This is a genomic window from Streptomyces sp. NBC_00285, assembly GCF_036174265.1.
Taxonomy (GTDB): domain Bacteria; phylum Actinomycetota; class Actinomycetes; order Streptomycetales; family Streptomycetaceae; genus Streptomyces.
The window spans coordinates 7,063,348-7,087,539 of sequence record NZ_CP108055.1; the positions used below are offsets into that span (position 1 = coordinate 7,063,348).

22 protein-coding genes are annotated in these 24,192 nt (G+C 71.3%); 15 read left to right on the plus strand and 7 right to left on the minus strand.

Going from position 1 to position 24,192, the window contains the following annotated elements; all coding sequences use genetic code 11:
• Positions 1 to 153: 153 nt before the first annotated feature.
• Together OHT57_RS32800 and OHT57_RS32805 are read left to right on the plus strand one after the other, a co-directional pair.
• The gene (locus tag OHT57_RS32800; protein ID WP_328750334.1) at positions 154 to 1,011 is read left to right on the plus strand and encodes a PHP domain-containing protein; all 858 of its coding nucleotides are present in this window, start codon (positions 154 to 156) and stop codon (positions 1,009 to 1,011) included.
• Positions 1,012 to 1,058: 47 nt separating this feature from the next.
• Positions 1,059 to 1,664, plus strand: a complete 606-nt coding sequence (locus OHT57_RS32805) for a MarC family protein (protein ID WP_328750335.1) — start codon at positions 1,059 to 1,061, stop codon at positions 1,662 to 1,664.
• Positions 1,665 to 1,779: 115 nt separating this feature from the next.
• Here OHT57_RS32805 and OHT57_RS32810 read toward each other — a convergent pair whose 3' ends face one another.
• Complete coding sequence (locus OHT57_RS32810) at positions 1,780 to 1,932, minus strand: hypothetical protein (protein ID WP_020136747.1); 153 nt, start codon at positions 1,930 to 1,932, stop codon at positions 1,780 to 1,782.
• 194 nt (positions 1,933 to 2,126) lie between these two features.
• On the opposite strand from OHT57_RS32810, the gene OHT57_RS32815 reads away from it, so the two are divergent.
• Positions 2,127 to 3,020: an NYN domain-containing protein gene (locus OHT57_RS32815; RefSeq protein WP_328753397.1), complete on the plus strand. Its 894-nt coding sequence runs from the start codon at positions 2,127 to 2,129 to the stop codon at positions 3,018 to 3,020.
• Positions 3,021 to 3,070: 50 nt separating this feature from the next.
• On the opposite strand, the gene OHT57_RS32820 is transcribed toward OHT57_RS32815, so the two are convergent.
• Together OHT57_RS32820 and OHT57_RS32825 are read right to left on the minus strand one after the other, a co-directional pair.
• Positions 3,071 to 3,958, minus strand: coding sequence for an alpha/beta fold hydrolase (locus OHT57_RS32820; protein WP_328750336.1), 888 nt, complete (start codon positions 3,956 to 3,958; stop codon positions 3,071 to 3,073).
• 158 nt (positions 3,959 to 4,116) lie between these two features.
• A complete protein-coding gene (locus OHT57_RS32825; RefSeq protein WP_328750337.1) occupies positions 4,117 to 6,780 on the minus strand; it encodes a DEAD/DEAH box helicase in 2,664 nt (887 codons plus the stop codon).
• 495 nt (positions 6,781 to 7,275) lie between these two features.
• On the opposite strand from OHT57_RS32825, the gene OHT57_RS32830 reads away from it, so the two are divergent.
• Positions 7,276 to 8,022, plus strand: a complete 747-nt coding sequence (locus tag OHT57_RS32830) for a ferritin-like fold-containing protein (RefSeq protein WP_328750338.1) — start codon at positions 7,276 to 7,278, stop codon at positions 8,020 to 8,022.
• A 93-nt stretch (positions 8,023 to 8,115) separates the two neighbouring features.
• Here OHT57_RS32830 and OHT57_RS32835 read toward each other — a convergent pair whose 3' ends face one another.
• The 4 genes from OHT57_RS32835 to OHT57_RS32850 form a co-directional block, all read right to left on the minus strand.
• Positions 8,116 to 8,391: a hypothetical protein gene (locus tag OHT57_RS32835; RefSeq protein WP_328750339.1), complete on the minus strand. Its 276-nt coding sequence runs from the start codon at positions 8,389 to 8,391 to the stop codon at positions 8,116 to 8,118.
• 182 nt (positions 8,392 to 8,573) lie between these two features.
• Positions 8,574 to 8,801 carry a DUF3107 domain-containing protein gene (locus OHT57_RS32840; RefSeq protein ID WP_328750340.1) on the minus strand — a complete coding sequence of 76 codons (228 nt, stop codon included), beginning with the start codon at positions 8,799 to 8,801 and terminating at the stop codon, positions 8,574 to 8,576.
• A 202-nt stretch (positions 8,802 to 9,003) separates the two neighbouring features.
• Complete coding sequence (locus tag OHT57_RS32845; RefSeq protein WP_328750341.1) at positions 9,004 to 9,645, minus strand: TetR/AcrR family transcriptional regulator; 642 nt, start codon at positions 9,643 to 9,645, stop codon at positions 9,004 to 9,006.
• Between the two features lie 220 nt (positions 9,646 to 9,865).
• Positions 9,866 to 10,093, minus strand: coding sequence for a hypothetical protein (locus OHT57_RS32850; RefSeq protein WP_328750342.1), 228 nt, complete (start codon positions 10,091 to 10,093; stop codon positions 9,866 to 9,868).
• A 197-nt stretch (positions 10,094 to 10,290) separates the two neighbouring features.
• Here OHT57_RS32850 and OHT57_RS32855 point away from each other — a divergent pair, with 197 nt between their 5' ends.
• From OHT57_RS32855 to OHT57_RS32905, 11 genes are all read left to right on the plus strand, one after another.
• On the plus strand, positions 10,291 to 11,400 hold the full coding sequence (locus OHT57_RS32855) for an alpha/beta fold hydrolase (protein ID WP_328750343.1): 1,110 nt from the start codon (positions 10,291 to 10,293) through the stop codon (positions 11,398 to 11,400).
• Positions 11,401 to 11,408: 8 nt separating this feature from the next.
• Positions 11,409 to 13,112, plus strand: coding sequence for a DUF3152 domain-containing protein (locus tag OHT57_RS32860; RefSeq protein WP_328750344.1), 1,704 nt, complete (start codon positions 11,409 to 11,411; stop codon positions 13,110 to 13,112).
• A 57-nt stretch (positions 13,113 to 13,169) separates the two neighbouring features.
• On the plus strand, positions 13,170 to 13,265 hold the full coding sequence (locus OHT57_RS32865) for an Ms4533A family Cys-rich leader peptide (RefSeq protein ID WP_328750345.1): 96 nt from the start codon (positions 13,170 to 13,172) through the stop codon (positions 13,263 to 13,265).
• Positions 13,266 to 13,429: 164 nt separating this feature from the next.
• A complete protein-coding gene (locus OHT57_RS32870; protein WP_328750346.1) occupies positions 13,430 to 15,148 on the plus strand; it encodes an ABC transporter substrate-binding protein in 1,719 nt (572 codons plus the stop codon).
• Positions 15,149 to 15,152: 4 nt separating this feature from the next.
• Complete coding sequence (locus tag OHT57_RS32875; protein WP_328750347.1) at positions 15,153 to 16,247, plus strand: ABC transporter permease; 1,095 nt, start codon at positions 15,153 to 15,155, stop codon at positions 16,245 to 16,247.
• Positions 16,244 to 17,242, plus strand: coding sequence for an ABC transporter permease (locus OHT57_RS32880; protein WP_328750348.1), 999 nt, complete (start codon positions 16,244 to 16,246; stop codon positions 17,240 to 17,242). Before OHT57_RS32875 ends, OHT57_RS32880 begins: the two co-directional genes overlap by 4 nt.
• Complete coding sequence (locus OHT57_RS32885; RefSeq protein ID WP_328750349.1) at positions 17,239 to 18,831, plus strand: ABC transporter ATP-binding protein; 1,593 nt, start codon at positions 17,239 to 17,241, stop codon at positions 18,829 to 18,831. The genes OHT57_RS32880 and OHT57_RS32885 overlap by 4 nt, the downstream gene beginning before the upstream one ends.
• Positions 18,832 to 19,021: 190 nt before the next feature.
• A complete protein-coding gene (locus tag OHT57_RS32890; RefSeq protein WP_328750351.1) occupies positions 19,022 to 20,728 on the plus strand; it encodes a DUF3492 domain-containing protein in 1,707 nt (568 codons plus the stop codon).
• Positions 20,725 to 22,182: a hypothetical protein gene (locus OHT57_RS32895; RefSeq protein ID WP_328750353.1), complete on the plus strand. Its 1,458-nt coding sequence runs from the start codon at positions 20,725 to 20,727 to the stop codon at positions 22,180 to 22,182. Before OHT57_RS32890 ends, OHT57_RS32895 begins: the two co-directional genes overlap by 4 nt.
• Positions 22,183 to 22,456: 274 nt before the next feature.
• Positions 22,457 to 23,416, plus strand: a complete 960-nt coding sequence (locus OHT57_RS32900) for an NAD-dependent epimerase/dehydratase family protein (protein WP_328750354.1) — start codon at positions 22,457 to 22,459, stop codon at positions 23,414 to 23,416.
• On the plus strand, positions 23,404 to 24,153 hold the full coding sequence (locus OHT57_RS32905) for a spherulation-specific family 4 protein (protein ID WP_328750355.1): 750 nt from the start codon (positions 23,404 to 23,406) through the stop codon (positions 24,151 to 24,153). The genes OHT57_RS32900 and OHT57_RS32905 overlap by 13 nt, the downstream gene beginning before the upstream one ends.
• The last annotated feature ends 39 nt before the right edge of the window (positions 24,154 to 24,192 follow it).

The following is a 24,192-nucleotide window of genomic DNA, read 5'->3' on the forward strand; positions in this document are numbered from 1 at the left end:
CGAGGCCGGTCGCGCCCCCGGTGCGGCCGCCGGCGGATGCGGTCCAGCGCCCCTGAGTAGGGGGCGCTCGCAGGGTTCGGGTGTGACCGGAGTGGTTGAAACGCCGGTTATCCTTGGGCGTTCCCTTCTGTTCCGTCAGTGTCTGGAGTCCGCGTGCGTGTCGATCTGCACACCCACTCCACCGCCTCCGACGGGACCGACACGCCTTCCGAGCTGGTGCGGAACGCCGCTGCTGCCGGGCTGGACGTCGTGGCCCTCACCGACCACGACACGACCCGCGGGCACAGCGAGGCTCTGGCCGCGCTGCCCGAGGGGCTGACGCTGATCACCGGGGCCGAGCTGTCCTGCCGTGTCGGCGGGGTGTCCATGCACATGCTGGCCTACCTCTTCGATCCCGAGGAGCCGGCGTTGCTCGCCGAGCGGGAACTGGTGCGGGACGACCGGGTGCCCCGGGCCCGCGGGATGGTCGCCCGGCTCCAGGAGCTGGGCGTTCCGGTCACCTGGGAACAGGTGGCGCGGATCGCCGGAGACGGGTCCGTCGGGCGGCCGCACGTCGCCACCGCGCTCGTCGAACTGGGCGTCGTGCCGAGCGTCGACGACGCGTTCACCACCGACTGGCTGGCCGACGGCGGCCGGGCCCACATGGAGAAGCACGAGACCGACCCCTTCGAGGCGATCCGCCTGGTCAAGGGCGCCGGCGGGGTCACCGTGTTCGCCCACCCGGGCGCGAGCAAGCGCGGCCACACCGTCCCGGAGTCCGTGATCGCCGAGATGGCCGCCGCCGGGCTCGACGGCATCGAGGTCGACCACATGGACCACGACGAGGAGACGCGCGTACGGCTGCGCGGGCTCGCCGCGGAGCTGGGGCTGCTGACCACCGGGTCCAGCGACTACCACGGCAGCCGTAAGACGGTCGCCCTCGGTGAGTACACGACGGATCCCGAGGTGTACGGGGAGATCACCCGCCGGGCGACGGGCGCGTTTCCCGTCCCGGGGACCGGCGGAATCTGAGCCTCGCGCCCGCTTCCCGTCCACTCCCTCTTCCCGCAAGGCTCCCCATGTTCGACGTCGCCGTCTTCGGCTCGCTCTTCCTCACCCTGTTCGTGATCATGGATCCCCCCGGGATCACCCCGATCTTCCTCGCGCTGACCGCCGGCCGGCCCGGCAAGGTGCAGAAGCGGATGGCCTTCCAGGCCGTCTGTGTGGCGGGCGGTGTCATCACCGTGTTCGGGCTCCTGGGCCACCAGATCCTCGACTACCTGCATGTCTCCGTGCCCGCACTGATGATCGCGGGCGGGCTGCTGCTCCTGCTGATCGCGCTCGACCTGCTCACCGGCAAGACGGACGAGCCGAAGCAGACCAAGGACGTCAACGTGGCGCTCGTACCGCTGGGCATGCCGCTGCTGGCCGGTCCCGGTGCGATCGTCTCGGTGATTCTCGCGGTGCAGAAGGCGGACGGCCTCGCCTCGCAGGTGTCGGTGTGGACGGCCATCCTCGCCATCCATGTCGTGCTGTGGCTGGTGATGCGGTACTCGCTGCTGATCATCAGGGTCATCAAGGACGGTGGCGTGGTACTGGTGACCAGGCTCGCCGGCATGATGCTCTCCGCGATCGCCGTGCAGCAGATCATCAACGGGGTGACCCAGGTGATCCAGGCGAACTGAGTGCACCGCAGGCCTCGCACATGCTGCGACCTGGCTCTGACATGCGCAGAGCCCCCGCCCGGCATCGATGCCTGGGCGGGGGCTCTGAAGCTGTCTGCGGTGATCCGCGTCGGTGTTACGAGGCCGTGGTGTCGGCCGGACGGATCCACAGCCGCTGCCCGATGGCGGCGGCCTGCTGAACGATCCGGTTGACGGAGGCGGCGTCCACAACGGTGCTGTCCACGGGCGTACCGTCGACGTCGTCGAGTCGCATGATTTCGAAGCGCACAGGCTTCTCCCTTCGTCTGGTCATCCTCCTGCGGAGAATTGCTGGGTACGTGTTAGTCAACGGGGTGCGTGTTACAAACATTCCCTACGCTAAAGAAATTTTTCGAACGACTAACTACTGACCGGTAAGTGATCCATCGGAGACTCCTTGGGACCGGTTGTGTTCGCAGCGTGACCGCCGAGACAATAGAGGCGATGAACGACGACCTCGCGGCCCTGAGTGCCCGCATCGACCGCACCAACGAGCTGCTCCAGCGCGTGCTCGCCGAGGTGGCCAAGACGCCCTCGACGCATGCGATCTTCGTCGACGCGGGATACCTCTACGCGGCCGCGGGACGACTCGTCGCCGGCACCGAGGACCGGCGCGCCTTCGATCTCGACGCCGAGGGCCTGATCGAGGCCCTCATCGACCGGGCCCGCACGATCTTCGCGGACAGCAGGCTGCTGAGGGTCTACTGGTACGACGGCGCGAGACGCCGCATCCACACGTCGGAGCAGCAGTCCATCGCCGAACTCCCGGACGTCAAGGTCCGGTTGGGCAACCTCAACGCCAACAACCAGCAGAAGGGCGTCGATTCGCTGATCCGCAGCGACCTGGAGTCCCTGGCCCGCCACCGCGCCATCAGCGATGCGGCACTCCTCGGCGGCGACGAGGACCTGGTCTCGGCGGTCGAGGCGGCCCAGGGATACGGCGCCCGCGTCCACCTCTGGGGCATCGAGGCGCCCGAGGGCCGCAACCAGGCGGAGCCACTCCTGTGGGAGGTCGACAGCCAGCGCACCCTCGACCTCGACTTCTTCAAGCCCTACGTCTCACGGCGGGCGACGGCCGCCTTTGAGGCGACGACCACCCGGCCCACCCGCGAGGGCATCCGTTTCGTGGGTGCCCAGATCGCCGCGAAGTGGCTGGCGGAGCGGGGAAGAGCGGCCCTTCAGGAACTGCTGCCCGGGTATCCGTATCTACCGGGCTCGGTGGACCAGGACCTGCTGGTGGAGGCGGAGGGGCTTCTCCAGTACTCCCTGCGCGGCCAGTCCGACCTGCGGCGGGCGCTGCGGGACGGGTTCTGGGAGCACTTGCAGGGGCAGTACTGATTGCGCACGGGCGCTCTGCGGGGCGGCCGGCATGGTGGGCGTGCTGACGCTCAGGGGCGAGAGGTGACGCCGTCGACGGTGCTGTCCCAGAAGTCGGCCAGGGCTCGGGCCGTGGGGAGGGGCTGGTCGGCGTTGGGGGAGTGGTCGGCGCCCGGGATCACCGTGCGGCGCGCCCGGAGTCGTAGGGCCATGTCGTCGAGGAGGTTCACCGGCCAGGTGTCGTCCTGGGAACCCGAGAGGACGTGGAACGGCAGGGGGACCGCGGCAAGTTCGGCGACCCGGTCCGGCTCGGTGCACAACTGGCGCCCCGTCGCGAGGAGTTGGGCGGGCTTGTTGCCGAGCCAGCGGCGCTGGAGCTGCTCGACGTTCCCGATGCCCTTCGCGGGGCCGCCGACATCCTCCGGGGGCCCCATGGCCAGAATCGCGGCCCACACCTCGGCCATCGTCATCACTCCGAGCGCGTCCCGCAGCAGTTTCACGCGCTGCTGCTGGGAGTCGGAGATCTGCGCGGGGCCCGAGGAGACGAGAGTGAAGGACAGGAAGGGCGAGTGGTCGAGCAGTACGGCCGCGCGCGCGATCTGGCCGCCGAGGGAGTGGCCGACCAGGTGCACGGGGCCATCGACGGCCGCGGCCTGGGCGAGCGTGTCCAGCGCCAACTCGCCCCGCTCGTAAGCGGATTCGTCCGTCTCCGGGCCGTCCGACTCGAACTGCCCGCGCCCGTCCACGGCCACGACACGGTACCCGCGTGCCGTCAACGGCTCATGGAGCAGCGTGAAGTCCTCCTTGCTCCCCGTGAACCCGGGCAGCATCAACGCGGTGCCCTTGTGGGCGACACCGGGACCCACATCGGAATCCACGACCGCGAACTCACCGCGCGCGGTGCGCAGGGGGTACGCGCGGGCGCCGGGAGGCAGGGCGAAGACGGCTCGGATGCTCACGGGGTGAGGGTATCGGGCGGGGGAGTGAGGCAGCCGGTGGGCCGGGTGCGGCTGGTTGCGCCTGTGTGGCGGAGCAGCCGGGGTGCGGCGGACGGAGGTGACGGGAACGCCGACGGCCCGGCACCCCTGGGAGGGGGGCCGGGCCGTCGGGTGTGGGATCAGCTGTCCGCGGGTTCCGCGGCGGCCGTCTTGCGGACCCGGCGGCGCGGTGCGGCGGCCTTCGGCTCCTGGTCGGCCTGGGCCGGGATGTCCGCGGTCACCGCGGGCACGGCGGCCTTGCGGGTGGTGCGTCGACGCGGCTTGGCCTCGGTGGCCTCGGCTGTGTCGACGGCGGCCTCGGCTGCCTTGGCGGCGGTGGTCTTGCGGGTGCGGCGGGGCGTGGTCGCCACGGCTTCCGCTGTGCCGACGGCGGCCTCGGTCGTCGCGGCGGCGGTCTTGCGGGTGCGACGCGGCGTGGTGACCGTGCCTTCCGCGGTGTCCACTGCCGCTTCGGCGGCCTTCGTGGCCGCGGTCTTGCGAGCGGTACGGCGCGGCTTGGTCACCGCGACCTCAAGCTCCTGGACCGGCTGAACCGTCGGGACCGCCTGGACCGGGATCTCGGCGGTCACGGCCGGCTCGGCGACCTTGCGGACGCGGCGGCGCGGCGTGGCCGCCGCGACCTCCGCTGCGGCTTCGGCGACCGGAGCCGCAGCGGCTGCCTTGCGCGTACGACGCGGCTTGGCCTCGGTGGCCTCGGCTGTGTCGACGGCGGCCTCGGCTGCCTTGGCGGCGGCGGTCTTGCGGGTGCGGCGGGGCGTGGTCGCCACGGCTTCCGCTGTGTCGACGGTGGCCTCGGTCGTCGCGGCGGCGGTCTTGCGGGTGCGGCGCGGCGTGGTGACCGTGCCTTCCGCGGTGTCCACCGCTGCCTCGGCCGCCTCGGCTGCCTTCGTGGTCGCGGTCTTGCGGGTGCGGCGCGGCTTGGTCTCCACGACCTCGGCAACCGCGGTCTCCACCGTCTCGACAGCGGCCACAGCGGGCTCGGCGGCCTTGCGGGTACGGCGGCGCGGTGTGGTCTGCGTGGCCTCGACGGTGTCGACGGCGGCCTCGGCGGCCGGAGCCGCGGCAGACGCCTTGCGCGTACGGCGCGGCCTGGTGGCCGGCGCCTCCGGAGCGGCTTCGGTGACCGGAGCGGTCTCGACGGCCGTCTCCGCCACGGTCGGCGCGTCCACGGCCGCAGTCTCCGCGGACCTGCGGGTCCGACGGCGGCGCGGCTTGGACGCCGCCTCGGTGTCGAGGGACGGGCCCTCCGCCGTCGTGACGGCGGACTCCGCGGCCTCCGACGCAACCGGCGTCACTGCCGCGGTCGCCGCGACGGGCGCCGAGTCGGCCGCTCCGTTACGGGTGCGGCGACGGCGGCGCGGGGTGCGGGTCGAGGTGGTGTCCTCGGTCGCGGTGCTCTCCGACGGGGCGACCGCCTCGACGGGGGCTGCGCCGTCCGGCACGGTCCCGCTGCGGGTACGGCGGCGACGGCGCGGCGTACGGTCCGGACGCTCGCTCTCGGCGGAGCGGGACTCGTCCCGGCCACCGCGTCCGTGGCCCCGGTTCCGGTCGTTCCGGTCACGGTCGCCGCGGCCACGTGCACCGCGTCCGCCCGTCTCGCCCAGGTCCTCCAGCTCCTCCCCGTCGAGCCCCGCGAGCGTGCGCTCGGCCCGCGGCAGGACACCCTTGGTGCCTGACGGGATGTTCATCTCCTCGTAGAAGTGCGGGGAGGTGGAGTACGTCTCCGGCGGGTTGCTGAAGTCGAGCTCCAGCGCCTTGTTGATGAGCTGCCAGCGCGGGATGTCGTCCCAGTCGACGAGCGTGACCGCGATGCCCTTGGCGCCCGCGCGGCCGGTACGGCCGATGCGGTGCAGGTACGTCTTCTCGTCCTCGGGGGACTGGTAGTTGATGACGTGCGTGACGCCCTCGACGTCGATGCCGCGGGCGGCGACGTCGGTGCAGACGAGCACGTCGACCTTGCCGTTGCGGAAAGCGCGCAGGGCCTGCTCACGGGCGCCCTGGCCGAGGTCGCCGTGGACCGCGCCCGACGCGAAGCCGCGCTGCTGGAGCTGGTCGGCGAGGTCGGCCGCCGTGCGCTTGGTACGGCAGAACACCATGACCGGGCCGCGGCCCTCGGCCTGCAGGATGCGCGAGACGATCTCGGGCTTGTCCATGTTGTGCGCGCGGTACACGTGCTGCTTGGTGTTCGCGACGGTCCTGCCCGCGTCGTCCGGCGACGTGGCGTTGATGTGCGTGGGCTGCGACATGTAGCGGCGGGCGAGCCCGATGACCGCGCCCGGCATGGTCGCCGAGAACAGCATGGTCTGGCGCTTGGCCGGAAGCATGTTGATGATCTTCTCGACGTCGGGCAGGAAGCCCAGGTCGAGCATCTCGTCGGCCTCGTCGAGGACGAGCGCCCTGATGTGGCTGAGGTTGAGCTTCTTCTGGCCCGCGAGGTCCAGGAGCCGGCCCGGGGTACCGACGACGAGGTCGACGCCCTTCTTGAGGGCCTCGACCTGGGGTTCGTAGGCGCGGCCGCCGTAGATGGCGAGAACGCGTACGTTGCGCACCTTGCCCGCGGTCTGCAGGTCGTTGGTCACCTGGGTGCACAGCTCGCGCGTGGGGACGACGACGAGCGCCTGGGGGGCGTCGGTCAGGTCCTCGGGCCTGGCGCGGCCGGCCTCGACGTCGGCGGGTACGGTGACGCGCTCGAGGAGCGGGAGACCGAAGCCCAGCGTCTTGCCGGTGCCGGTCTTGGCCTGGCCGATGACGTCGGCGCCGGAGAGGGCGACCGGGAGCGTCATCTCCTGGATGGGGAACGGGTTGACGATGCCGACGGCCTCAAGGGCCTCGGCCGTCTCGGTGAGAATTCCGAGATCGCGGAAGGTCGTAGTCAGGGTGCTGCCTCTTCTGTGTGCGCGGTGCGAGGCGAGCGCGGGGGTCGTCCTGCCGTGCTGGGGACGCCGGCTGCCTTACGGGCAATCCGTAATGGCACGGGACCACTGCCGACGCTCTAGCGCTCGAACCGCTGAGGGATCCCCCTCCGAACTCCGTACGCAAAGTGCCGTACAGGCGAGGAGGGCTGTCGGGTCGGAGCCGATCGGGCCACCGACCGGGCATCCTCATGCGTGCGGCCTGTCGAGATACGGCGCGGTAATGAAGTGCGGTCGTATCAGCAGGCGCATTACCACCATACCCCGGAATCGCGCACATGCGATGGCCGATTTGGTCACGTAGTCGTCGTCACACTGATTGACCAGGGCCTTCCGTCGCCCGGAGAGCGGGCTATTGTGCGCTTCATGACGACCTCTGACAAGCCCGACCGCGCCTCCGAGACCCCTGCCGAACCGACCGGAGTCGCCGCCCAGGACTGGACGACGGCCGCCGCCGATCCGCAGTACCGAGCCGCGGTCGTCGACCTGCTCGGTGCGCTCGCGTACGGCGAGCTGGCGGCGTTCGAGCGGCTCGCGGAGGACGCCAAGCTGGCGCCGACGCTGTCGGACAAGGCGGAACTGTCGAAGATGGCGTCGGCCGAGTTCCACCACTACGAGAAGCTGCGTGACCGGCTGACCGAGGTCGGTGAGGAGCCCACGCTCGCCATGGAGCCGTTCGTCGCGGCGCTGGACGGGTTCCACCGGCAGACGGCTCCGTCGGACTGGCTGGAGGGGCTCGTCAAGGCGTACGTCGGGGACTCGATCGCCAGTGACTTCTACCGGGAGGTCGCGGCCCGGCTCGACGGAGACTCCCGCGAGCTGGTGCTGGCCGTGCTCGACGACACCGGGCACGCGGAGTTCGCCGTCGAGAAGGTGCGGGGCGCCATCGACGCGGACCCGCGTGTGGGCGGGCGACTCGCCCTGTGGGCACGGCGGTTGATGGGGGAGGCGCTGTCGCAGTCGCAGCGGGTCGTCGCCGACCGGGACGCGCTGTCGACGATGCTCGTGGGCGGGATCGCCGACGGGTTCGACCTCGCCGAGGTCGGCCGGATGTTCTCCCGGATCACCGAGGCGCACACCAAGCGGATGGCCGCGCTGGGGCTCGCCGCGTAACGGGCGTCTCGGGGCACCGGGGGGCGGGCGGATACGGGTCGTCGTCGCTCGGCGCGCGGTACCCCGCCCGGTTCCCCGCGCCCTCAGGTGTCCTTACGCCGGGGCCGATGATCGGCGGCGCATTCGTCCGTCCGGCCGCAGCAGCAGCGACAGGGAGGCCACCGAGACCACTGCCGCGCCGATGAACGTCACCAGGACGCTGCCCGAATCCAGCGCGGTGTGGGTCAGGAAGGCGCCGAAGAGCGCTCCCGCGGTGCCCGTCGCGAGGACCAGTGAGCGGACGGGCAGACGGTGCGAGAGGCGGCCTACCGCCACCCCCGCCAGAACGAGACCGAGCAACGCGGAGCCGAGCGCTTCGATCAACATCATGGGGTCCCTCCCACGCGGCCACACTGTTCATCACGGTCGTAGCCCGTCATACCCGTGACCTGCGGAATGCAATCCTCCTCGAAGCGCGAGTCGTGCTCCATATGCGGAGGGGGAAATCCCGCGGACCACGCGAAGAGGGGCCCGGCGACTTCCGGTCGCCGGGCCCCTCTTCGCATGTCTGCCTACAGCGCGCCGAAGCCCACCTTGCGCGGAGCCGGCTCACCGAGCTCGACGTACGCGAGACGCTCGGCCGGGATGAGCACCTTGCGGCCGTGCTCGTCCACCAGGCTCAGCAGCTGAGACTTGCCGGCCAGGGCCTCCGCCACCGCCCGCTCGACCTCTTCGGCGCTCTGACCGCTCTCCAGAACGATCTCGCGGGGCGCGTGCTGCACGCCGATCTTGACCTCCACGGCTATGTCCCTCCGACGGTCAGTGAAGTGCGCGTCCTTCCGCGCCGTACCCAGCACACATTAGCCCGGTGAGGGGACGTACACGTTCCGCGCAAGAACGCCAACAGCGAACAACCGACGGGAACAAACGACCCGCACGCACGCGTGCGGGTCGAGTGGCGCAGTCGGTCGTGTGCGCAGGGATGTTCTCAGCGGGGTGCCGTCAGTGGCTGTCCATGCCGTGCAGAGGGAATCCGGCGATGCCCCGCCACGCCAGGGACGTCAGCAGCTGGACGGCCTGGTCGCGCGGGACGCTGCGATCGCTGTGCAGCCAGGAGCGGGCCACCACCTGGGCGAGACCGCCGAGGCCCGAGGCGAGCAGCATCGACTCCGCGCGAGAGAGGCCGGTGTCCTCCGCGATGACCTCGCAGATCGCCTCGGCGCACTCGTTGGCGACCTTGTCGACGCGCTCGCGCACCGCGGGCTCGTTCGTCAGATCCGACTCGAAGACCAGCCGGAAGGCACCGCCGTCGTCCTCGACGTACGCGAAGTAGGCGTCCATGGTCGCCCGGACGCGCTGCTTGTTGTCGGTCGTCGACGCGAGCGCGGTGCGGACCGACTGGATCAGCGACTCGCAGTGCTGGTCCAGCAGCGCGAGATAGAGGTCGAGCTTGCCCGGGAAGTGCTGGTAGAGCACCGGCTTGCTGACGCCGGCGCGCTCGGCGATGTCGTCCATCGCGGCCGCGTGGTAACCCTGTGCCACGAAGACTTCCTGCGCGGCGCCCAGCAGCTGGTTCCGTCGGGCACGGCGCGGCAGGCGCGTACCCCGAGGGCGTGCTGCCTCTGTCTGCTCGATGGCTGTCACGCCGCCTCCCAATGTCGTCCACATGCGGTGTGCGCCGCGCCGCCATCGTACTTTTCAGTAACCCTGCTGTGCGCGGTGCGAACGCAGAATTTCACGGACCGGACGGTGACGAAAGCCACGCAAAGGTTTCACACAGGGATCCGACGGGCATCGGCTGACCCGTTCCTGACCAGGAATGCCCTGATGAGTGCTTTGTCGACCGCTCGGTGTCGTACCGGCGTCACCGGTAGTCCTCCTCGTCGATCGAGACGACCCTGGACTGTTCGACGAGGTCGGCCTCGTTGGCCTGGGCGGGGTCCACTGCGGTCAACGGGTCGTCACGGTTCGGCGCGACCTCGGTGCGCTGCTCGGCCGCGTCGCCCTCGGGCGCCTCGACGTCGAGCTCGGCGTCGTCGTCCACTGCCGCGAAGGTCTCGGGGTCGGTGGGGTCGGTGGGGTCGTAGGTCATGGCGGGCTCCCTTCCTAGAACGTCCCTGATGTGTTCAGGGGGCCACATGCGGGTGCCCTGTGTACGAGCCTAGGAGACACCCGATCCGGATGCCATGCGATGTGAGTGCCGCGCGGGACAGCAGGACATGGGTCGTACAGGAGTGCTGTGATGGCGAACACATGAACTAGCGCGTGATCGTCTCGTAACATTGCCGCATGTCTTCGACCGAGCTGCCCTTCGTGCCGCCCGCCGCCGTCCTGCCGAGAGTGGCGCCCGTCAGGGTCGGTGAGGGTGAGCGGCTGAGGTCGGTGGGGCTGCCGGGGGTCACCCTGACGGTGCGTTCGAGACCGCCCGCGAGCGAGGGGCTGCCGCCCGCGTTGTTCGTCCACGGCCTCGGCGGTTCCTCGCAGAACTGGTCGGCGCTGATGGAGCAGTTGGAGGACGAGGTCGACGGCGAGGCCGTCGACCTGCCCGGGTTCGGGGACTCCCCGCCACCCGACGACGGCAACTACTCGGTCACCGGGCACGCGCGCGCGGTGATCCGCTTTCTCGACGCGTCCGGCCGGGGGCCCGTGCACCTCTTCGGGAACTCCCTCGGCGGCGCGGTGTCCACGCGCGTCGCCGCGGCCCGGCCCGACCTGGTGCGGACTCTCACCCTCGTGTCGCCGGCGCTCCCGGAGATCCGCGTCCAGCGCACCGCCGTACCCACGGGGCTGCTGGCGGTGCCCGGGGTGGCGGGTCTGTTCACCCGGTACAGCAAGGGGTGGACGGCCGAGGAGCGCGTCCGCGGGGTCACCGCGCTCTGCTACGGCGATCCCGCGCGGGTGACCCCCGAAAGCTTTCAGCAGGCCGTCGAGGAGATGGAGCGGCGGCTCCAACTGCCCTACTTCTGGGACGCGTTGACGCGTTCCGCGCGCGGGCTGGTGAACGCGTACACGCTGGGCGGCCAGCACGCGCTCTGGCGCCAGGCGGAGCGGGTCCTCGCACCCACGCTTCTCGTCTACGGCGGCCGTGACCAGCTCGTCGGTTTCCGCATGGCCCAGAAGGCGGCCCGTGCCTTCCGTGAGTCCCGCCTGCTGACCCTGCCGGAGGCGGGGCACGTGGCGATGATGGAGTACCCGGAGACGGTGGCGGGGGCGTTCCGCGAGCTCGTCGCAGACAAGGTGGGCACGGGGGGCAAGGGCGCCTTCGGCGGTGACGGCTCCGTGGAGGCCTCCGGTGGGCGGGACGGCTCGGCGGGTGTGTCAGGTGCGTTCGGTACGTCTGCTTCGGGCGCCGCTACGGCCTCCGGCGGCGGGGCCGACGCCGCGACTGTGGGGAGCTGAGGCGGGGCGTGGGACGCCACAGTCGACGCGGGCGCGCTCCCGAACAGGGGTCCGACGCAGGCAGTTCAGGTGAAAGCGGTTCGGGCCGGGCGGGCTCCGAGGGGGCTCGGGGCGCCGGGAGCCTCGGTGCGCAGGCGACGGAGCGCGGACGGGCGCAGGTTCCTCCCGCTCCGGCACCGCAGAGTGCTGCCCGGCGAGGGGCGCCGGGGGGCCGTGGGCCTGAGTACGGAGGTTCCGGGACCGGGACCGGGGCCGGGACTGGGACTGGTGCCGCCGGGTACCGGACGCCTGCGCAGGGCGGTCCGAGGCTTCCCGACGGCACTCCGGCACACGGGTTTCCCCGGTTGCCCGACGGGACGCCCGCGCGGGGCTTTCCCCGGCTTCCGGACGGCACCCCTGCCCATGGTTTCCCCCGGCTTGCCGACGGCACCCCTGCTCATGGGGTGCCGCGGGTGCGTGGCGGGCATCCCGAGGCGCGTGAATCCGGGGGCGGCTGGGGGAAGCCGAGCGGTCAGGGGCCGGGGCAGGGAGCGGGAGTTGCTCTGCCGCGGCAGCGTCAGGCGCCGTCGGGATCCCGGTCGGCCCCGCGCCAGGAGTACCTCGACGCGTTCTCGGGCGGCTCCCACGGCTCCGACGGTCCCGAAGGCTTCGATGTCTTGGCGCCGGGCGGTCCTCAGGGGCCTCGCGGGTCTCGCGGTCGTGTTCCGGCGCCCGGTCCCGTCCGAGGGGCCGGGCCGGTTCTCGCCGCGCACCCTTCCGATTCCTACGACTCCGGTTCATACGGATCCGGCCCGCACGGTTCCGCCACCGACTGGCCGGACGACACGGATGCCGACATGCGTCCGGGCTCCGGTACACGTTCCGGCTCCGGAGATGTACCGCCTCTCGACGCCCCGCCGGCGGCCAAGGGCGGCAAGGGCCGGACCTTCACCGGCATCGCGGCCGCCGCTGTCGTCACCGTGCTCGCCGTGGTCGTGGCCGGACAGGTCACGGACGGGCGTGGCACGGCCGCGGGCACCGAGGCCGCGACCGACCAGGCGCGGGACGCCCGGGACTCCGCCACGGATGCGGGCGGGCAACCGGCGCCGTCACCTTCACCCGGCGTGGTGACGCTGACGTACGACCAGCAGATGGGCAAGAAGTACCCGCTCAGCGCCAAGCTCGACGGCTCGGGGAAGTTCGACGCGGTCCAGGGGATCGCCAAGGCGCCCGGCAAGGGACGGAAGTACACCTACCGCGTGGACGTGGAACAGGGGCTCGGACTCGACGGCGGACTCTTCGCGGAGGCCGTGCAGAAGACGCTCAACGACAACCGCAGCTGGGCGCATGCCGGTGCGAGGACCTTCGAGCGCATCTACTCCGGCAAGCCCGACTTCGTGATCACGCTCGCCAGCCCCGGCACCACCGCCGAGTGGTGTGCCAAGTCCGGCCTGGACACCACGCAGGACAACGTCTCGTGCGACTCGGCCGCCACGGAGCGCGTGATGATCAATGCGTACCGATGGGCGCAGGGATCAACCACATACGGTGATCGGATCCATGCGTACCGTCAGATGTTGATCAACCATGAGGTCGGCCACCGTCTCGGCTACTCCCACGTGACATGCGACAAGAACGGCGAGCTGGCGCCGGTGATGCAGCAGCAGACCAAGTTCCTCGATCACGACGGGATCCACTGCCGAGCCAACCCGTGGGCATATCCCGGGAGTTGACGGATGGCGCGGATGTCACATTGACATGCGTTGCGCCGGTCGTACATATTGCTGCGCATGTGGTCTAGTCATGTCGTCGAGAGCAGCGCCGCCATAGAGCTGGCGCTCATCGGCGTGACCCCACTCTGCGTGGCCGACATTCTCTGTCGCTGACGCCCGCCCTCTGGCGTGCGCGTCGCGAATCCCGCATTTCTCCGTGACCTGGATCACGGCCTTCTCGACGACCCGACGCCGGGGCAGACGTCCGTCCGCTTTCGTCTCACCCTTCGTCAATTCGTCTCGCCATTCGAGACATGTCATTCGAGAGGTCGTCTCCGATGCGTCAACCGTCCCTCACGTCGCGCCGTGTGGCCGCGGTGTCCGTAAGCCTGGTTCTGGCAGCGGGCGCCGCCGCCTGCGGCCCTGAGGACAACGATGCCAAGAGCGCCGGCGGCGACTCCACGCCCCACAAGGGCGGCACCCTCACGGTCCTGAACGCGGAGCCGCAGACGGACTTCGACCCGGCCCGTCTGTACACCTCCGGCGGCGGCAACGTGCCCTCCCTCGTCTTCCGGACCCTCACCACCCGCAACCGGGAGAGCGGCGCCGCCGGAGCCAAGGTCGTCCCCGACCTCGCCACCGACACCGGGCGTCCCAACAAGGACGCGACGGTGTGGACGTACACCCTGAAGAAGGGCCTCAAGTACGAGGACGGCACCGCGATCACCTCCGCCGACATCAAGTACGGCATCGAGCGTTCCTTCGCGCCTGAGCTGTCCGGCGGCGCCCCCTACCTGCGGGACTGGCTGGTCGGCGCGGCTGGCTACCAGGGGCCGTACAAGGACAAGAAGGGCCTCGCGGTCATCGGGACGCCGGACGACCGCACGATCGTCTTCCATCTGAACAAGCCCGAGGGCGAGTTCCCGTACCTGGCCACGCAGACACAGTTCACGCCCGTCCCGAAGGCCAAGGACACCGGTACGAAGTACGAGGAGCACCCGGTCTCGTCCGGCCCCTACAAGGTCGTCACGAACGAGAACGACGGCGAGACCGTCGTCCTGGAGCGCAACAAGTACTGGTCCGCCTCGACGGACGCCGAGCGCAAGGCTTACCCGGACCGGATCGACGTCAAGTCCGGTCTCGACTCGTCGGTGATCAACCAGCGGCTGTCGGCGTCCCAGGGCGCGGACGCGGCGGCGGTCACCACGGACACCAACCTCGGCCCGGCCGAGCTCGCCAAGGTGACGGGTGACAAGGAGCTCGCCTCCCGCGTCGGCACCGGGCACTTCGGCTACACCAACTACATAGCGTTCAACCCGACGGTCAAGCCGTTCGACAACGTCAAGGTGCGGCAGGCGATCTCGTACGCCATCGACCGCTCCTCCGTGGTCAACGCGGCCGGCGGCTCCGCCCTCGCGGAGGCCGCCACGACCTTCCTGCCGAACCAGAAGTCCTTCGGCTACGAGCCGTACGACCTCTTCCCCGCGGGTCCGACGGGCGACGCGGCGAAGGCCAAGGAACTGCTCAAGGAGGCCGGTCACCCAGGCGGGCTCACCGTCACGCTGACCCACGACAACGCCCAGAACTTCAAGACCAGCCCCGAGATCGCGACCGCGGTCCAGGACGCGCTCAAGAAGGCAGGCATCACCGTCAAGCTGCAGGGCCTGGAGGACAACAACTACTCCGACACGGTCCACAGCGTGAAGACCGAGCCGGGCTTCTTCCTCTCCGCGTGGGGTGCCGACTGGCCCTCCGGCGGCCCCTTCCTCGCCCCGATCTTCGACGGCCGTCAGATCGTCAAGGACGGCGCGAACTTCAACTCGGGCCTGCTCAACGACAAGACGGTCAATGCGGAGATTGACTCGATCAACAAGTTGACCGATCTTGACGCTGCCGCCGCGCGATGGGGTGCGCTGGACAAGAAGATCGGCGAGCAGGCACTGACCGTGCCGCTGTTCCACCCGGTCTACAAGCGGCTGGTCGGCAAGGACATCAAGAACGTCGTGATCAGCGACTGGACCGGTGTTCTGGACATCTCGCAGGTCGCGGTCAAGTAACCCGATGAGCGAGGCACTTGTCGCCACCCAGATCCCTGAGACGGCCGTCTCAGGGATCTCGGGGGCCCGTCAGTTCTGGCGGCGGCTGCGGGCGCAGCGCGCCGCCATGGTCGCGGCGGCCGTCGTCGCCCTGCTCGTCCTGGTGGCGCTCGCCGCGCCGCTCCTCACGGCCGTCGAGGGCCAGGACCCCACCACCTATCACCCCTCGCTCATCGACTCCGCGCGCGGCGGCGTCCCCATCGGCTCCTTCGGGGGGATCGGCGCGGACCACTGGCTGGGCGTCGAACCGCAGACAGGACGTGATCTGTTCGCGCGTCTGGTGTACGGGGCCCGGGTTTCCCTGGGAGTCGCGCTGGCCGCGACCGCCGTGCAGGTCCTTCTCGGCGTCGTCGTGGGTGTCGCGGCCGCGCTCGGCAACCGATGGGTTGATCAACTGTTGAGCCGGATCACCGACATCATCGTGGCGATGCCGTTGATGATCATGGCGTTGGCATTGCTCGCCGTCGTGCCGGACAGCTTCCCGAGGCCGGTCCTGGTCGCGCTCATCATCGGCTTCGTCGCCTGGGGCACGATCGGCAAGATCGCCCGCGCCCAGACGCTCACCCTCAAGGAACTCGACTACGTGGCCGCCGCCAGGCTCAGCGGCTGGGGGACCGTGCGCATCGCCCGCCGGGAACTGCTGCCCGGCCTCGCCGCGCCCGTCATCACCTACGCCGCGCTGATGGTCCCGGCGAACATCAGCATCGAGGCGTCGTTGTCCTTCCTCGGCATCGGCGTGAAGCCCCCCACCCCGTCCTGGGGACAGATGCTCTCCTCGGCCGACGTCTGGTACCAGGCGGCCCCGCAGTACCTGCTGCTGCCCGCGTCCGCGCTCTTCGTGACCGTGCTCGCCCTCACCGTCCTCGGCGACGGCGTGCGCACCGCACTGGACCCACGCGCGGCCTCACGACTGCGCATCGGGACAGGCCGCAAGCACGAGGCCGGGGCGGGCAGTTCGAAGGCCGGTAGTTCCGAGGCCGGTAGTTCCGAGGCCGGTAGTTCCGAGGACGGCAGTTCCGGGGCCGGCACATCCAGGGAAGGCCAGGAGGGCGCCTCATGAGCGGCTTCGCGGGATTCGCCCTGCGCCGGTCCGTGAGCGCCGTACTCACGCTGCTCGCCCTCTCGGTCATCATCTACGTCGTCTTCTATGCCACCCCCGGCAACGTCGCCCAGATCACCTGCGGTCCGCGCTGCTCGCCGGAACAGGTGCACCAGGTCGCCCAGCAACTCAGGCTCGACGACCCGCTGTACCTGCGCTACTGGCACTTCCTCCAGGGCATCGTCGTGGGCCACGACTACTCCACCGGCACGTCCGTGGAGCACTGCCCGGCGCCCTGCCTCGGGCTGTCGTACCAGAGCGACCAGCAGGTCACGCGGATCATCCTGAACAAGCTGCCCGTCAGCCTGTCGCTGGTGGTCGGCGCGATGGTGCTCTGGCTGCTGCTGGGCGTCGGCACCGGCGTGCTGTCCGCCTGGCGGCGCGGCCGGTTCACCGAGCGCGCGCTGACCGGCCTCACCCTCGCGGGAGTCGCCACACCCGTCTTCGTCATCGGCCTCGTCCTGATGATCGTGATCTGCGGCCAGCTGGAACTGCTGCCCTTCCCGGAGTACGTCTCCTTCTCCGACGACCCCGAACAGTGGATGTGGGGACTGCTCCTGCCCTGGTTCACGCTCGCCCTCGCCGAGGCGGCCTACTTCGCGCGGCTGACCCGGGCGTCGATGCTCGAAACGCTGGCCGAGGACCACATCCGGACCTTCCGCGCCTACGGCGTCGGCGAGCGGTCGATCGTCGGCCGGCACGCCCTGCGCGGCGCCCTGGCGCCGATCATCGCCCTGAACGCCAACGACTTCGGCAGTGCGATGGGCGGGGCCGTCCTGGTCGAGTCGCTGTTCGGCCTCCCCGGCATCGGCCAGGAACTGGTCCACGCCGTCACCGTCGTCGACCTTCCTGTCGTCGTCGGCATGGTCCTGGTCATCGGCTTCTTCGTGGTTCTCGCCAACGCCCTCGCGGACGTCCTGTACGCGGTGGCCGACCGACGGGTGGTGCTCGCGTGAGTCTCGTCCACGTCACTGACCTGACCGTCGAGTTCGGCGACCTGCGCGCCGTCGACGGCCTCTCCTTCCGCTTGGAGCAGGGCGCCGCCCTCGCCCTGGTCGGCGAGTCCGGCTCCGGCAAGTCCACCGTCGCCTCGGCCCTGCTCGGGCTGCACCGCGGCACGGGCGCGCGCGTGGGCGGCTCGGTCGAGGTCGCCGCGGTGGACGTACAGAAGGCGTCCGACGACGAGCTGCGGCGGCTGCGGGGCGCCAAGGCCGCGATGGTCTTCCAGGACCCGCTGTCGTCCCTGGACCCGTACTACGCGATCGGCGACCAGATCGCCGAGGTGCACCGCGTGCACACGCGTGTGTCACGACGAGCGGCACGCGCGCGTGCGGTGGAGGTGCTCGACCGGGTGGGAATCCCGGACGCCGTACGGCGGTCCCGGTCCCGTCCGCACGAGTTCAGCGGTGGGATGCGCCAGCGCGCCCTCATCGCGATGGCGCTGGCCTGCGAGCCGGACCTGCTGATCGCCGACGAGCCGACGACCGCGCTCGATGTCACCGTCCAGGCCCAGATCCTCGACCTGCTGCACACGCTGCGCCAGGAGACCGGCATGGGCCTGCTGCTCGTCACCCACGACGTGGGTGTCGCCGCCGAGAGCGTCGACGACGTACTGGTCATGCGCCACGGCAAGGCCGTCGAGCACGGGCCGGTCGCCGCGGTGCTCGGGGCGCCCGCGAAGGCGTACACGCGCGAACTGCTCGCCGCCGTCCCGCGCGTGGACGCGCCCAGGGCACTCTCCCGGGCATCCGGCGAGGTGGTCCTGGAGGCGACGGGCCTGCGGCGCGAGTTCGGGCGCGGCAAGAGGGCCTTCGCGGCCGTGGACGGCGTCTCGCTGACCGTCCGCCGGGGCGAGACCCTCGGTGTCGTCGGCGAGAGCGGCAGCGGCAAGACGACCCTGGGGCGGATGCTCGTCGGGCTGCTGGAGCCGACCGCGGGAGAGGTCCGTCACGAGGGCCACACGCGTGTGGGCGTGAACCCGGCCGTCCAGATGGTCTTCCAGGACCCCGTCTCCTCCCTCAACCCCCGCCGCAGCGTGGGCGAGTCCATCGCAGACCCGCTCCGCGCGCGCGGGGAACAGGACGAGCAGCGGATCAGGGGGCGTGTGCGGGAACTCCTGGAGCGCGTGGGGCTCGAAGAGGCGCACTACGACCGCTACCCGCACGAGTTCAGCGGCGGCCAACGCCAGCGTGTGGGCATCGCGCGGGCACTCGCGGCCGACCCGCGCGTCATCGTCTGCGACGAACCCGTCTCCGCACTCGACGTCACCACCCAGGCCCAGGTGGTCGCCCTGCTCGGTGAGTTGCAGCGGGAGTTCGGAATCGCGCTGGTCTTCGTAGCGCACGACCTCGCCGTCGTACGCCAGGTCAGCGACCGGGTCGCCGTGATGCGGCGCGGCACCATCGTCGAACAGGGCCCGGCCGACGAGGTCTACGACAACCCCCAGGACCCGTACACCAAGCAACTCCTGGCCGCCGTACCGGCGCTCGATCCGCGGATCGCGGCCAGGCGCAGGGCGCAGCGCCGGGAAGTGGCCGTGACCTGACGGTCCGTATTCGAATGATCTCTTAGCGCGACCGAACGCGACCCGCACAGGAAAGTTACGACCGTTCACCCCTTCTGGTGGTGCGATGGACAACCGTCCATCGCACCACCGCCTTGTCCGCATACGTTCGTCCCGCTGCGAGCCGCCGGGTCAACGACGGCTCCTCATACGGGAGATCGGGGGTGCACTCGTGCGTATCGGACTGCTTACGGAGGGTGGCTATCCGTATGTGAGCGGTGACGCCAGGCTCTGGTGCGACCGGCTCGTGCGCGGGCTCGAGCAGCACGAGTTCGACATCTACGCCCTCAGCCGCGGCGAGCGCCAGGAGGACGAGGGCTGGGTCCAACTGCCGCCGCAGGTCGGCAGGGTCATCACCGCCCCGCTGTGGACGGCGGAGGACGACGGGGTGGTGTACGGGCGGCGTGCGCGCCGCCGGTTCGCCGAGTCCTACGGTGAGTTGGCGGCGGCGCTGTGCGCGGGAGCCGGGGCAGAGGGCTCCGGGGAGGCGTCCGGCACTGAGGCGGACCGTTTCGCCAACGCCCTGTACGGGCTCGCCGAACTCGCCCGCGACGAGGGCGGGCTGGTGGGAGCGCTCCGATCCGAGACCGCCGTACGTGCCCTGGAGCGCGCCTGTCGTGCGCCCGGCGCCCGGCAGGCGGCGCGCGAGGCGCGCGTACCGGATCTGCTCGCCGTGGCCGCGCACCTGGAGCGCGCCCTGCGCCCCCTCTCACTCGACTGGTACGAGGACGACGGCCTCGGCGCGGTCGACCTGTGCCACGCGGCCTCCGGCGGCCCGGCCGCCCTGCCCGGACTTCTCACGCACCACTTCTGCGATGTGCCCCTGCTGGTGACCGAGTACGGCGTGCGGCTGCGCACGCACTACCTGACCGACACCGAGTCCTCACCCGCCGTACGGACCCTGCTCGCCGCCTTCCACGGCCGGCTCGCCACCGAGACCTACCGCCGGGCCGCGGTCGTCACGCCCGGCAACACCCACGCCCGCCGCTGGCAGGAGCGCTGCGGCGCCGACCGCGAGAAGCTGCGCACGGTCCATCCGGGCATGGACGCCACCCACTTCGCGGAGGTGGGAGAGTCGGCGGAGTGCGTGGATCCGGACACGCTGGTGTGGGTCGGCCGGGTCGAACCCGCCAAGGACCTGATCTCCCTCCTCCACGCCTTCGCGGAGATCCGCAAGGAGGAGCCCAAGACGCGCCTGAGGGTCGTCGGCGCGCCCGCCGGCCCCGAGGGGGCGGCCTATCTGGGGCACTGCAGGGCGCTGGCCGCGCAACTCTTCCCCGACGAAGCGGACGGAATGCACGCCGTCGGCGACAACCCGGTCTCCTTCGAGGAGATAGGCGGCCCCGAGGTGGCCACCCTCGCCGACGCGTATGCCTCGGGCGCCGTCACCGTCCTGTCCAGCGTCGTCGAGGGCTTCCCGATCAGCCTTGTCGAGGCCATGTTCTGCGGCCGGGCCACCGTGTCCACCGACGTCGGCGCGGTCGTGGAGGTCATCGGCGGCACAGGGCTCGTCGTCCCGCCGCGCAACCCGAAGGCGCTCGCGGAGGCGTGCGTCACGCTGCTGCGCGACCCCGAGCGCCGTGAGCGCCTGGGAGCCGCCGCGCGCGCCCGCGCACTCGAACTGTTCACCGTGGAACAGAACATCACGGCATTTCACAGCATTTACCTGGAGATCGTCTCGCACACCCCGATCCGCCGGGTCGTCCTGGACCGCACCGGCGAACCCCTGCCGTTCGCCGCACCCGCCGAGGCCCACGTCCCCGGCCGCTGGACCGAGCGCAGCACACGCGTCGTGGCCCGCGGCGGCCCCGGCTGGGCCGCGGGCCCCCCGGTCAGCGCGACGCCACCCCTCGCCGCCACGGAAGGAACCCCCGGATGAGCGACCTGGGACTCGACCGCCCCGGCACTCCGGGCAGGCCCGGTGCTCGGGACATGGACTCGGGGGAGTGGCTGACGGGGGAGCCGGCCGTATCGGACGGAGAGGCGCCCCGTGCCGGGACATCGGAGACGCGGGGAGCGCCGGAGCCGCGAACAGCGGAAGTTCCCGAAGACGCCGACGTCACCGAAGGCGTCGAGGCCGCGGAGCCGGACGCCGCCGATGCACTCGCCGGGCGGTGGCCGCACACCGGTGACGATTCCGGGGGCGTGGAGGCGCACACCAGTGAGCCCCCTTTCTCGGCATCCACGCGCCGCGCCACCGAGCTCTCCACCGGCCGCAAGCCAACTCCCGGACCCGCCCGGCGTTCCGCCGCGGACCCGGTGAAGACCCTGATGCACCGTCATCGTGAGCTGTGCGAACGGGCCGTCGATCCCCTGGAGATCGCGGCGGGCCTGGAGGCCCACGGCGTCACCGACCGCACCGCCGTCCGCTTCCGCCACCGGGACGTCTTCTCGCTGGCCGAGGAGATGTACGCCCGCGTCCCGAGAGGCGGCGACACACCCCCGCCGCCCACGGCGGACAAAGCCCCCCGGGCCCGCGCCGACTGGGCGCTGCTCACCCTCCTTCCCGGCGCCCTGTGCGCCGCCACGGTGGCCGGCATCCGTCTCACCGACGGCCAGTCCCGTCTGGTGGCCGTCCTGGTAGGCGCCCTGGCCGTGTCCATGGCCGTACGCGCGGCCCTGTCCCGAGGCCCCCTGGGCACCCCCGACCGCGCCCCCACGACCGGCCCCTCCACCTGGACGTACTGGCTCCTCGCCTACGTCGCCCTCGGCGACGGCCTGTTGGCAGCGGCCGTGACCGGCGGCCCCGACGTCCTGCCCACCGGTGCCGCCGACGCGCCCTGGCCCGTGGCCACGGCCCCCCTCCTCGCCCTGACCCTGTCCTGCGCCCCGGCGGCCTGGTCCGCCCACATCCTCACGGCCCGGGCCCGCCGCAAACTCACCGTCAGCCGCGGACTGGAGGACTTCGCCGCCTCCGTACGCCCCCTGCTGCTCGGCGCCTTCGCCCTGTACCTGTGTGCCCTGACGGCCCTCCTGGCCCTGTCCGGCACGGTCCTGGACGAACCCGCCCCCTACGCGCAGACCATCACCCTGGGCGCCCTCCTCTACCTCGCCCGTCTGCTCACCGCCCACGGCTTCACCCACGCCCCGACCGTGGTCCTCGTCGCCGCCACGACAGCTGAGGCGACGGCTCTGGCCGCGGCCTTCGCCTCCCGCCTGCCGGGCTGCGCCTTCCTGGTCACCCCGGTGGACGCCCTCGTGGACCTCTGGGGGGCGGGCGGCATTCAGACCCTTTCCTGCGGGATCGGAGCCCTGGCCCTGCTGGTCCACGCGATCCGCAAGCTGACGAGGGCGTCGGCCCACGCACCCGCCCGGGCGGAGGCCCCGTGCTGACCCGGCCCCGCCCCACGCACCCGCCGTAGGCGCGGTCACCTGCCGCAGTGGGTCCAGCCGCTCACCCGTCCGTCGGCCACGAAGCCCAGACCGTCGTGGACGCAAGGGCGCAACGGCCCACCCGCCATGGGCGATCCGCTCGCTCCCCGTTCCATCCCAACCGGCCGCCGCAGGCACCCCGGCCCACCGCCGGAGGCGACTCGCAAGCCCCTCCCGAAGGAGAACCCGCAATGACCACCTCCCGACCCGCCCGCAAGGCCCCGGGAGCAGCCCGATGAGAGTTCTGCTGATCGGAGCCAACGGCTACCTCGGCCGCTTCGTCGCCGACCGTCTGCTCGCCGACCCCGCCGTCCAGCTCACCGCCCTCGGCCGCGGCGACGACGCGGACGTCCGCTTCGACCTCGCGTCCGGCAGCCCCGGAGCCCTCACCCGGTTCCTCGACGCGGTCCATCCAGGTGTTGTCGTCAACTGCGCGGGCGCCACCCGCGGCGGCGCCCGCGAACTCACCCGCCACAACACGGTCGCGGTCGCCACCGTCTGCGAGGCCCTGCGCCGCAGCGGCTGCGGCGCCCGCCTGGTGCAGATCGGCTGCGGCGCGGAGTACGGCCCCAGCCAGCCCGGCTCCTCCACCGCCGAGGATGCCGTCCCCCGCCCCGGCGGCCCGTACGGCGTCAGCAAACTCGCCGCCACCGAACTGGTTCTGGGCTCCGGCCTGGACGCGGTCGTCCTGCGCGTCTTCTCGCCGGCCGGCCCCGGCACCCCCGCCGGCTCCCCGCTCGGCCGCCTCGCCGAGGCCATGCGCCGGGCCATGCAGTCCGGCGACGGCGAACTGAAGCTCGCCGGCCTGGGCGCCCAGCGCGACTTCATCGATGTCCGTGACGTGGCCCGCGCCGTGCACGCGGCCTCGCTCTCCGCCGCCCAGGGCGTCATCAACATCGGCTCGGGCCGTGCCGTGCGCCTCCGCGACGCCGCCGGCGTCCTGGCCCGGGTCGCGGGATACGGCGGTGCCCTCCACGAACTCGACGGGCCGCCCGGCCCGCTGAGGGCGACCATCGGGCACCCCCGTTCCGAACCGGACCAGACGGCGCCGGCTGCGAACCCGTACCCCGACGGCTGCGGCAGCTGGCAGCAGGCCGACGTGCGTACCGCTCGCGACCGGCTCGGCTGGCGCCCCCGGATCAACCTGGAAGAGTCCCTCGCCGACATCTGGATGGAGGCGGCATGCCGCATCTGACCAGCACGACGACAAGCACGTCGAGTACCGAACTGCGCACCGGCTTCGGTGTCCCCGGTTTCGCCCACCCGCTGGTCGCCCCGGCCGAATGGGCCGAACTCACCCGCCCGGGCGCCCCACTGCACTGGGCCGTCCTCAACGTCGCCGACGGCCCAGGCGCCCGCCCCGACCCGCACTGCCTCGAAGCGGCAGGCCGGCTGCGCAACGCGGGCATCCGCGTCCTCGGTCACCTCGACACCACCTACGGGGCCCGAACCTTCGGCGAGCTGATCTCCGAGGCGCAGCGCTACCTCGACTGGTACCAGGTGGACGGCTTCCTCCTGGACCGCTGCCCGACCGAACGCGCCATGCTCCCCGAGGTCCGCCGAACCGTCACCACGCTCCGCGCGATCCGCGACGACGCCCACATCGTCCTCGGCCACGGCACCCACCCGTACCCCGGATACGCCGAGAACGCCGACCAGTTGGTCACCTTCTCCGGCCCCTGGAGCGACTACCGCTGGTCGCAGGTGGCCGAGTGGACCGCCGACTACCCACCCGACCGCTTCTGCCACCTCGTCCACGGACTGCCGGGCCCGCACCTCGACGAGGCACTGCGCATCGCCCGCTGGCAGGGCGCGTCCACGATCTGGTTCACCGACCGTACGGAGCACCGCGGCCGCGTCGACCCCTGGGAGACCATGCCCGGCTACTGGGACGACATCGTCTCGCGGATCGGAACGGGTGTCTCGGAATGAAGAAGCCCATGGCAGTGTTAAGGGGAGAACAACTGTAGT

What these genes read in the sequence shown, in the direction of transcription:
- OHT57_RS32900 (WP_328750354.1), top strand. Translation starts at nt 22,457, where the DNA reads ATGAGAGTTCTGCTGATCGGAGCCAACGGCTACCTCGGCCGCTTCGTC.
- OHT57_RS32850 (WP_328750342.1), bottom strand. Translation starts at nt 10,093, where the DNA reads ATGACCTACGACCCCACCGACCCCACCGACCCCGAGACCTTCGCGGCA.
- OHT57_RS32855 (WP_328750343.1), top strand. Translation starts at nt 10,291, where the DNA reads ATGTCTTCGACCGAGCTGCCCTTCGTGCCGCCCGCCGCCGTCCTGCCG.
- OHT57_RS32880 (WP_328750348.1), top strand. Translation starts at nt 16,244, where the DNA reads ATGAGCGGCTTCGCGGGATTCGCCCTGCGCCGGTCCGTGAGCGCCGTA.
- OHT57_RS32805 (WP_328750335.1), top strand. Translation starts at nt 1,059, where the DNA reads ATGTTCGACGTCGCCGTCTTCGGCTCGCTCTTCCTCACCCTGTTCGTG.
- OHT57_RS32835 (WP_328750339.1), bottom strand. Translation starts at nt 8,391, where the DNA reads ATGATGTTGATCGAAGCGCTCGGCTCCGCGTTGCTCGGTCTCGTTCTG.
- OHT57_RS32875 (WP_328750347.1), top strand. Translation starts at nt 15,153, where the DNA reads ATGAGCGAGGCACTTGTCGCCACCCAGATCCCTGAGACGGCCGTCTCA.
- OHT57_RS32815 (WP_328753397.1), top strand. Translation starts at nt 2,127, where the DNA reads ATGAACGACGACCTCGCGGCCCTGAGTGCCCGCATCGACCGCACCAAC.
- OHT57_RS32870 (WP_328750346.1), top strand. Translation starts at nt 13,430, where the DNA reads ATGCGTCAACCGTCCCTCACGTCGCGCCGTGTGGCCGCGGTGTCCGTA.
- OHT57_RS32895 (WP_328750353.1), top strand. Translation starts at nt 20,725, where the DNA reads ATGAGCGACCTGGGACTCGACCGCCCCGGCACTCCGGGCAGGCCCGGT.
- OHT57_RS32825 (WP_328750337.1), bottom strand. Translation starts at nt 6,780, where the DNA reads ATGACGCTCCCGGTCGCCCTCTCCGGCGCCGACGTCATCGGCCAGGCC.
- OHT57_RS32865 (WP_328750345.1), top strand. Translation starts at nt 13,170, where the DNA reads ATGTGGTCTAGTCATGTCGTCGAGAGCAGCGCCGCCATAGAGCTGGCG.
- OHT57_RS32830 (WP_328750338.1), top strand. Translation starts at nt 7,276, where the DNA reads ATGACGACCTCTGACAAGCCCGACCGCGCCTCCGAGACCCCTGCCGAA.
- OHT57_RS32905 (WP_328750355.1), top strand. Translation starts at nt 23,404, where the DNA reads ATGCCGCATCTGACCAGCACGACGACAAGCACGTCGAGTACCGAACTG.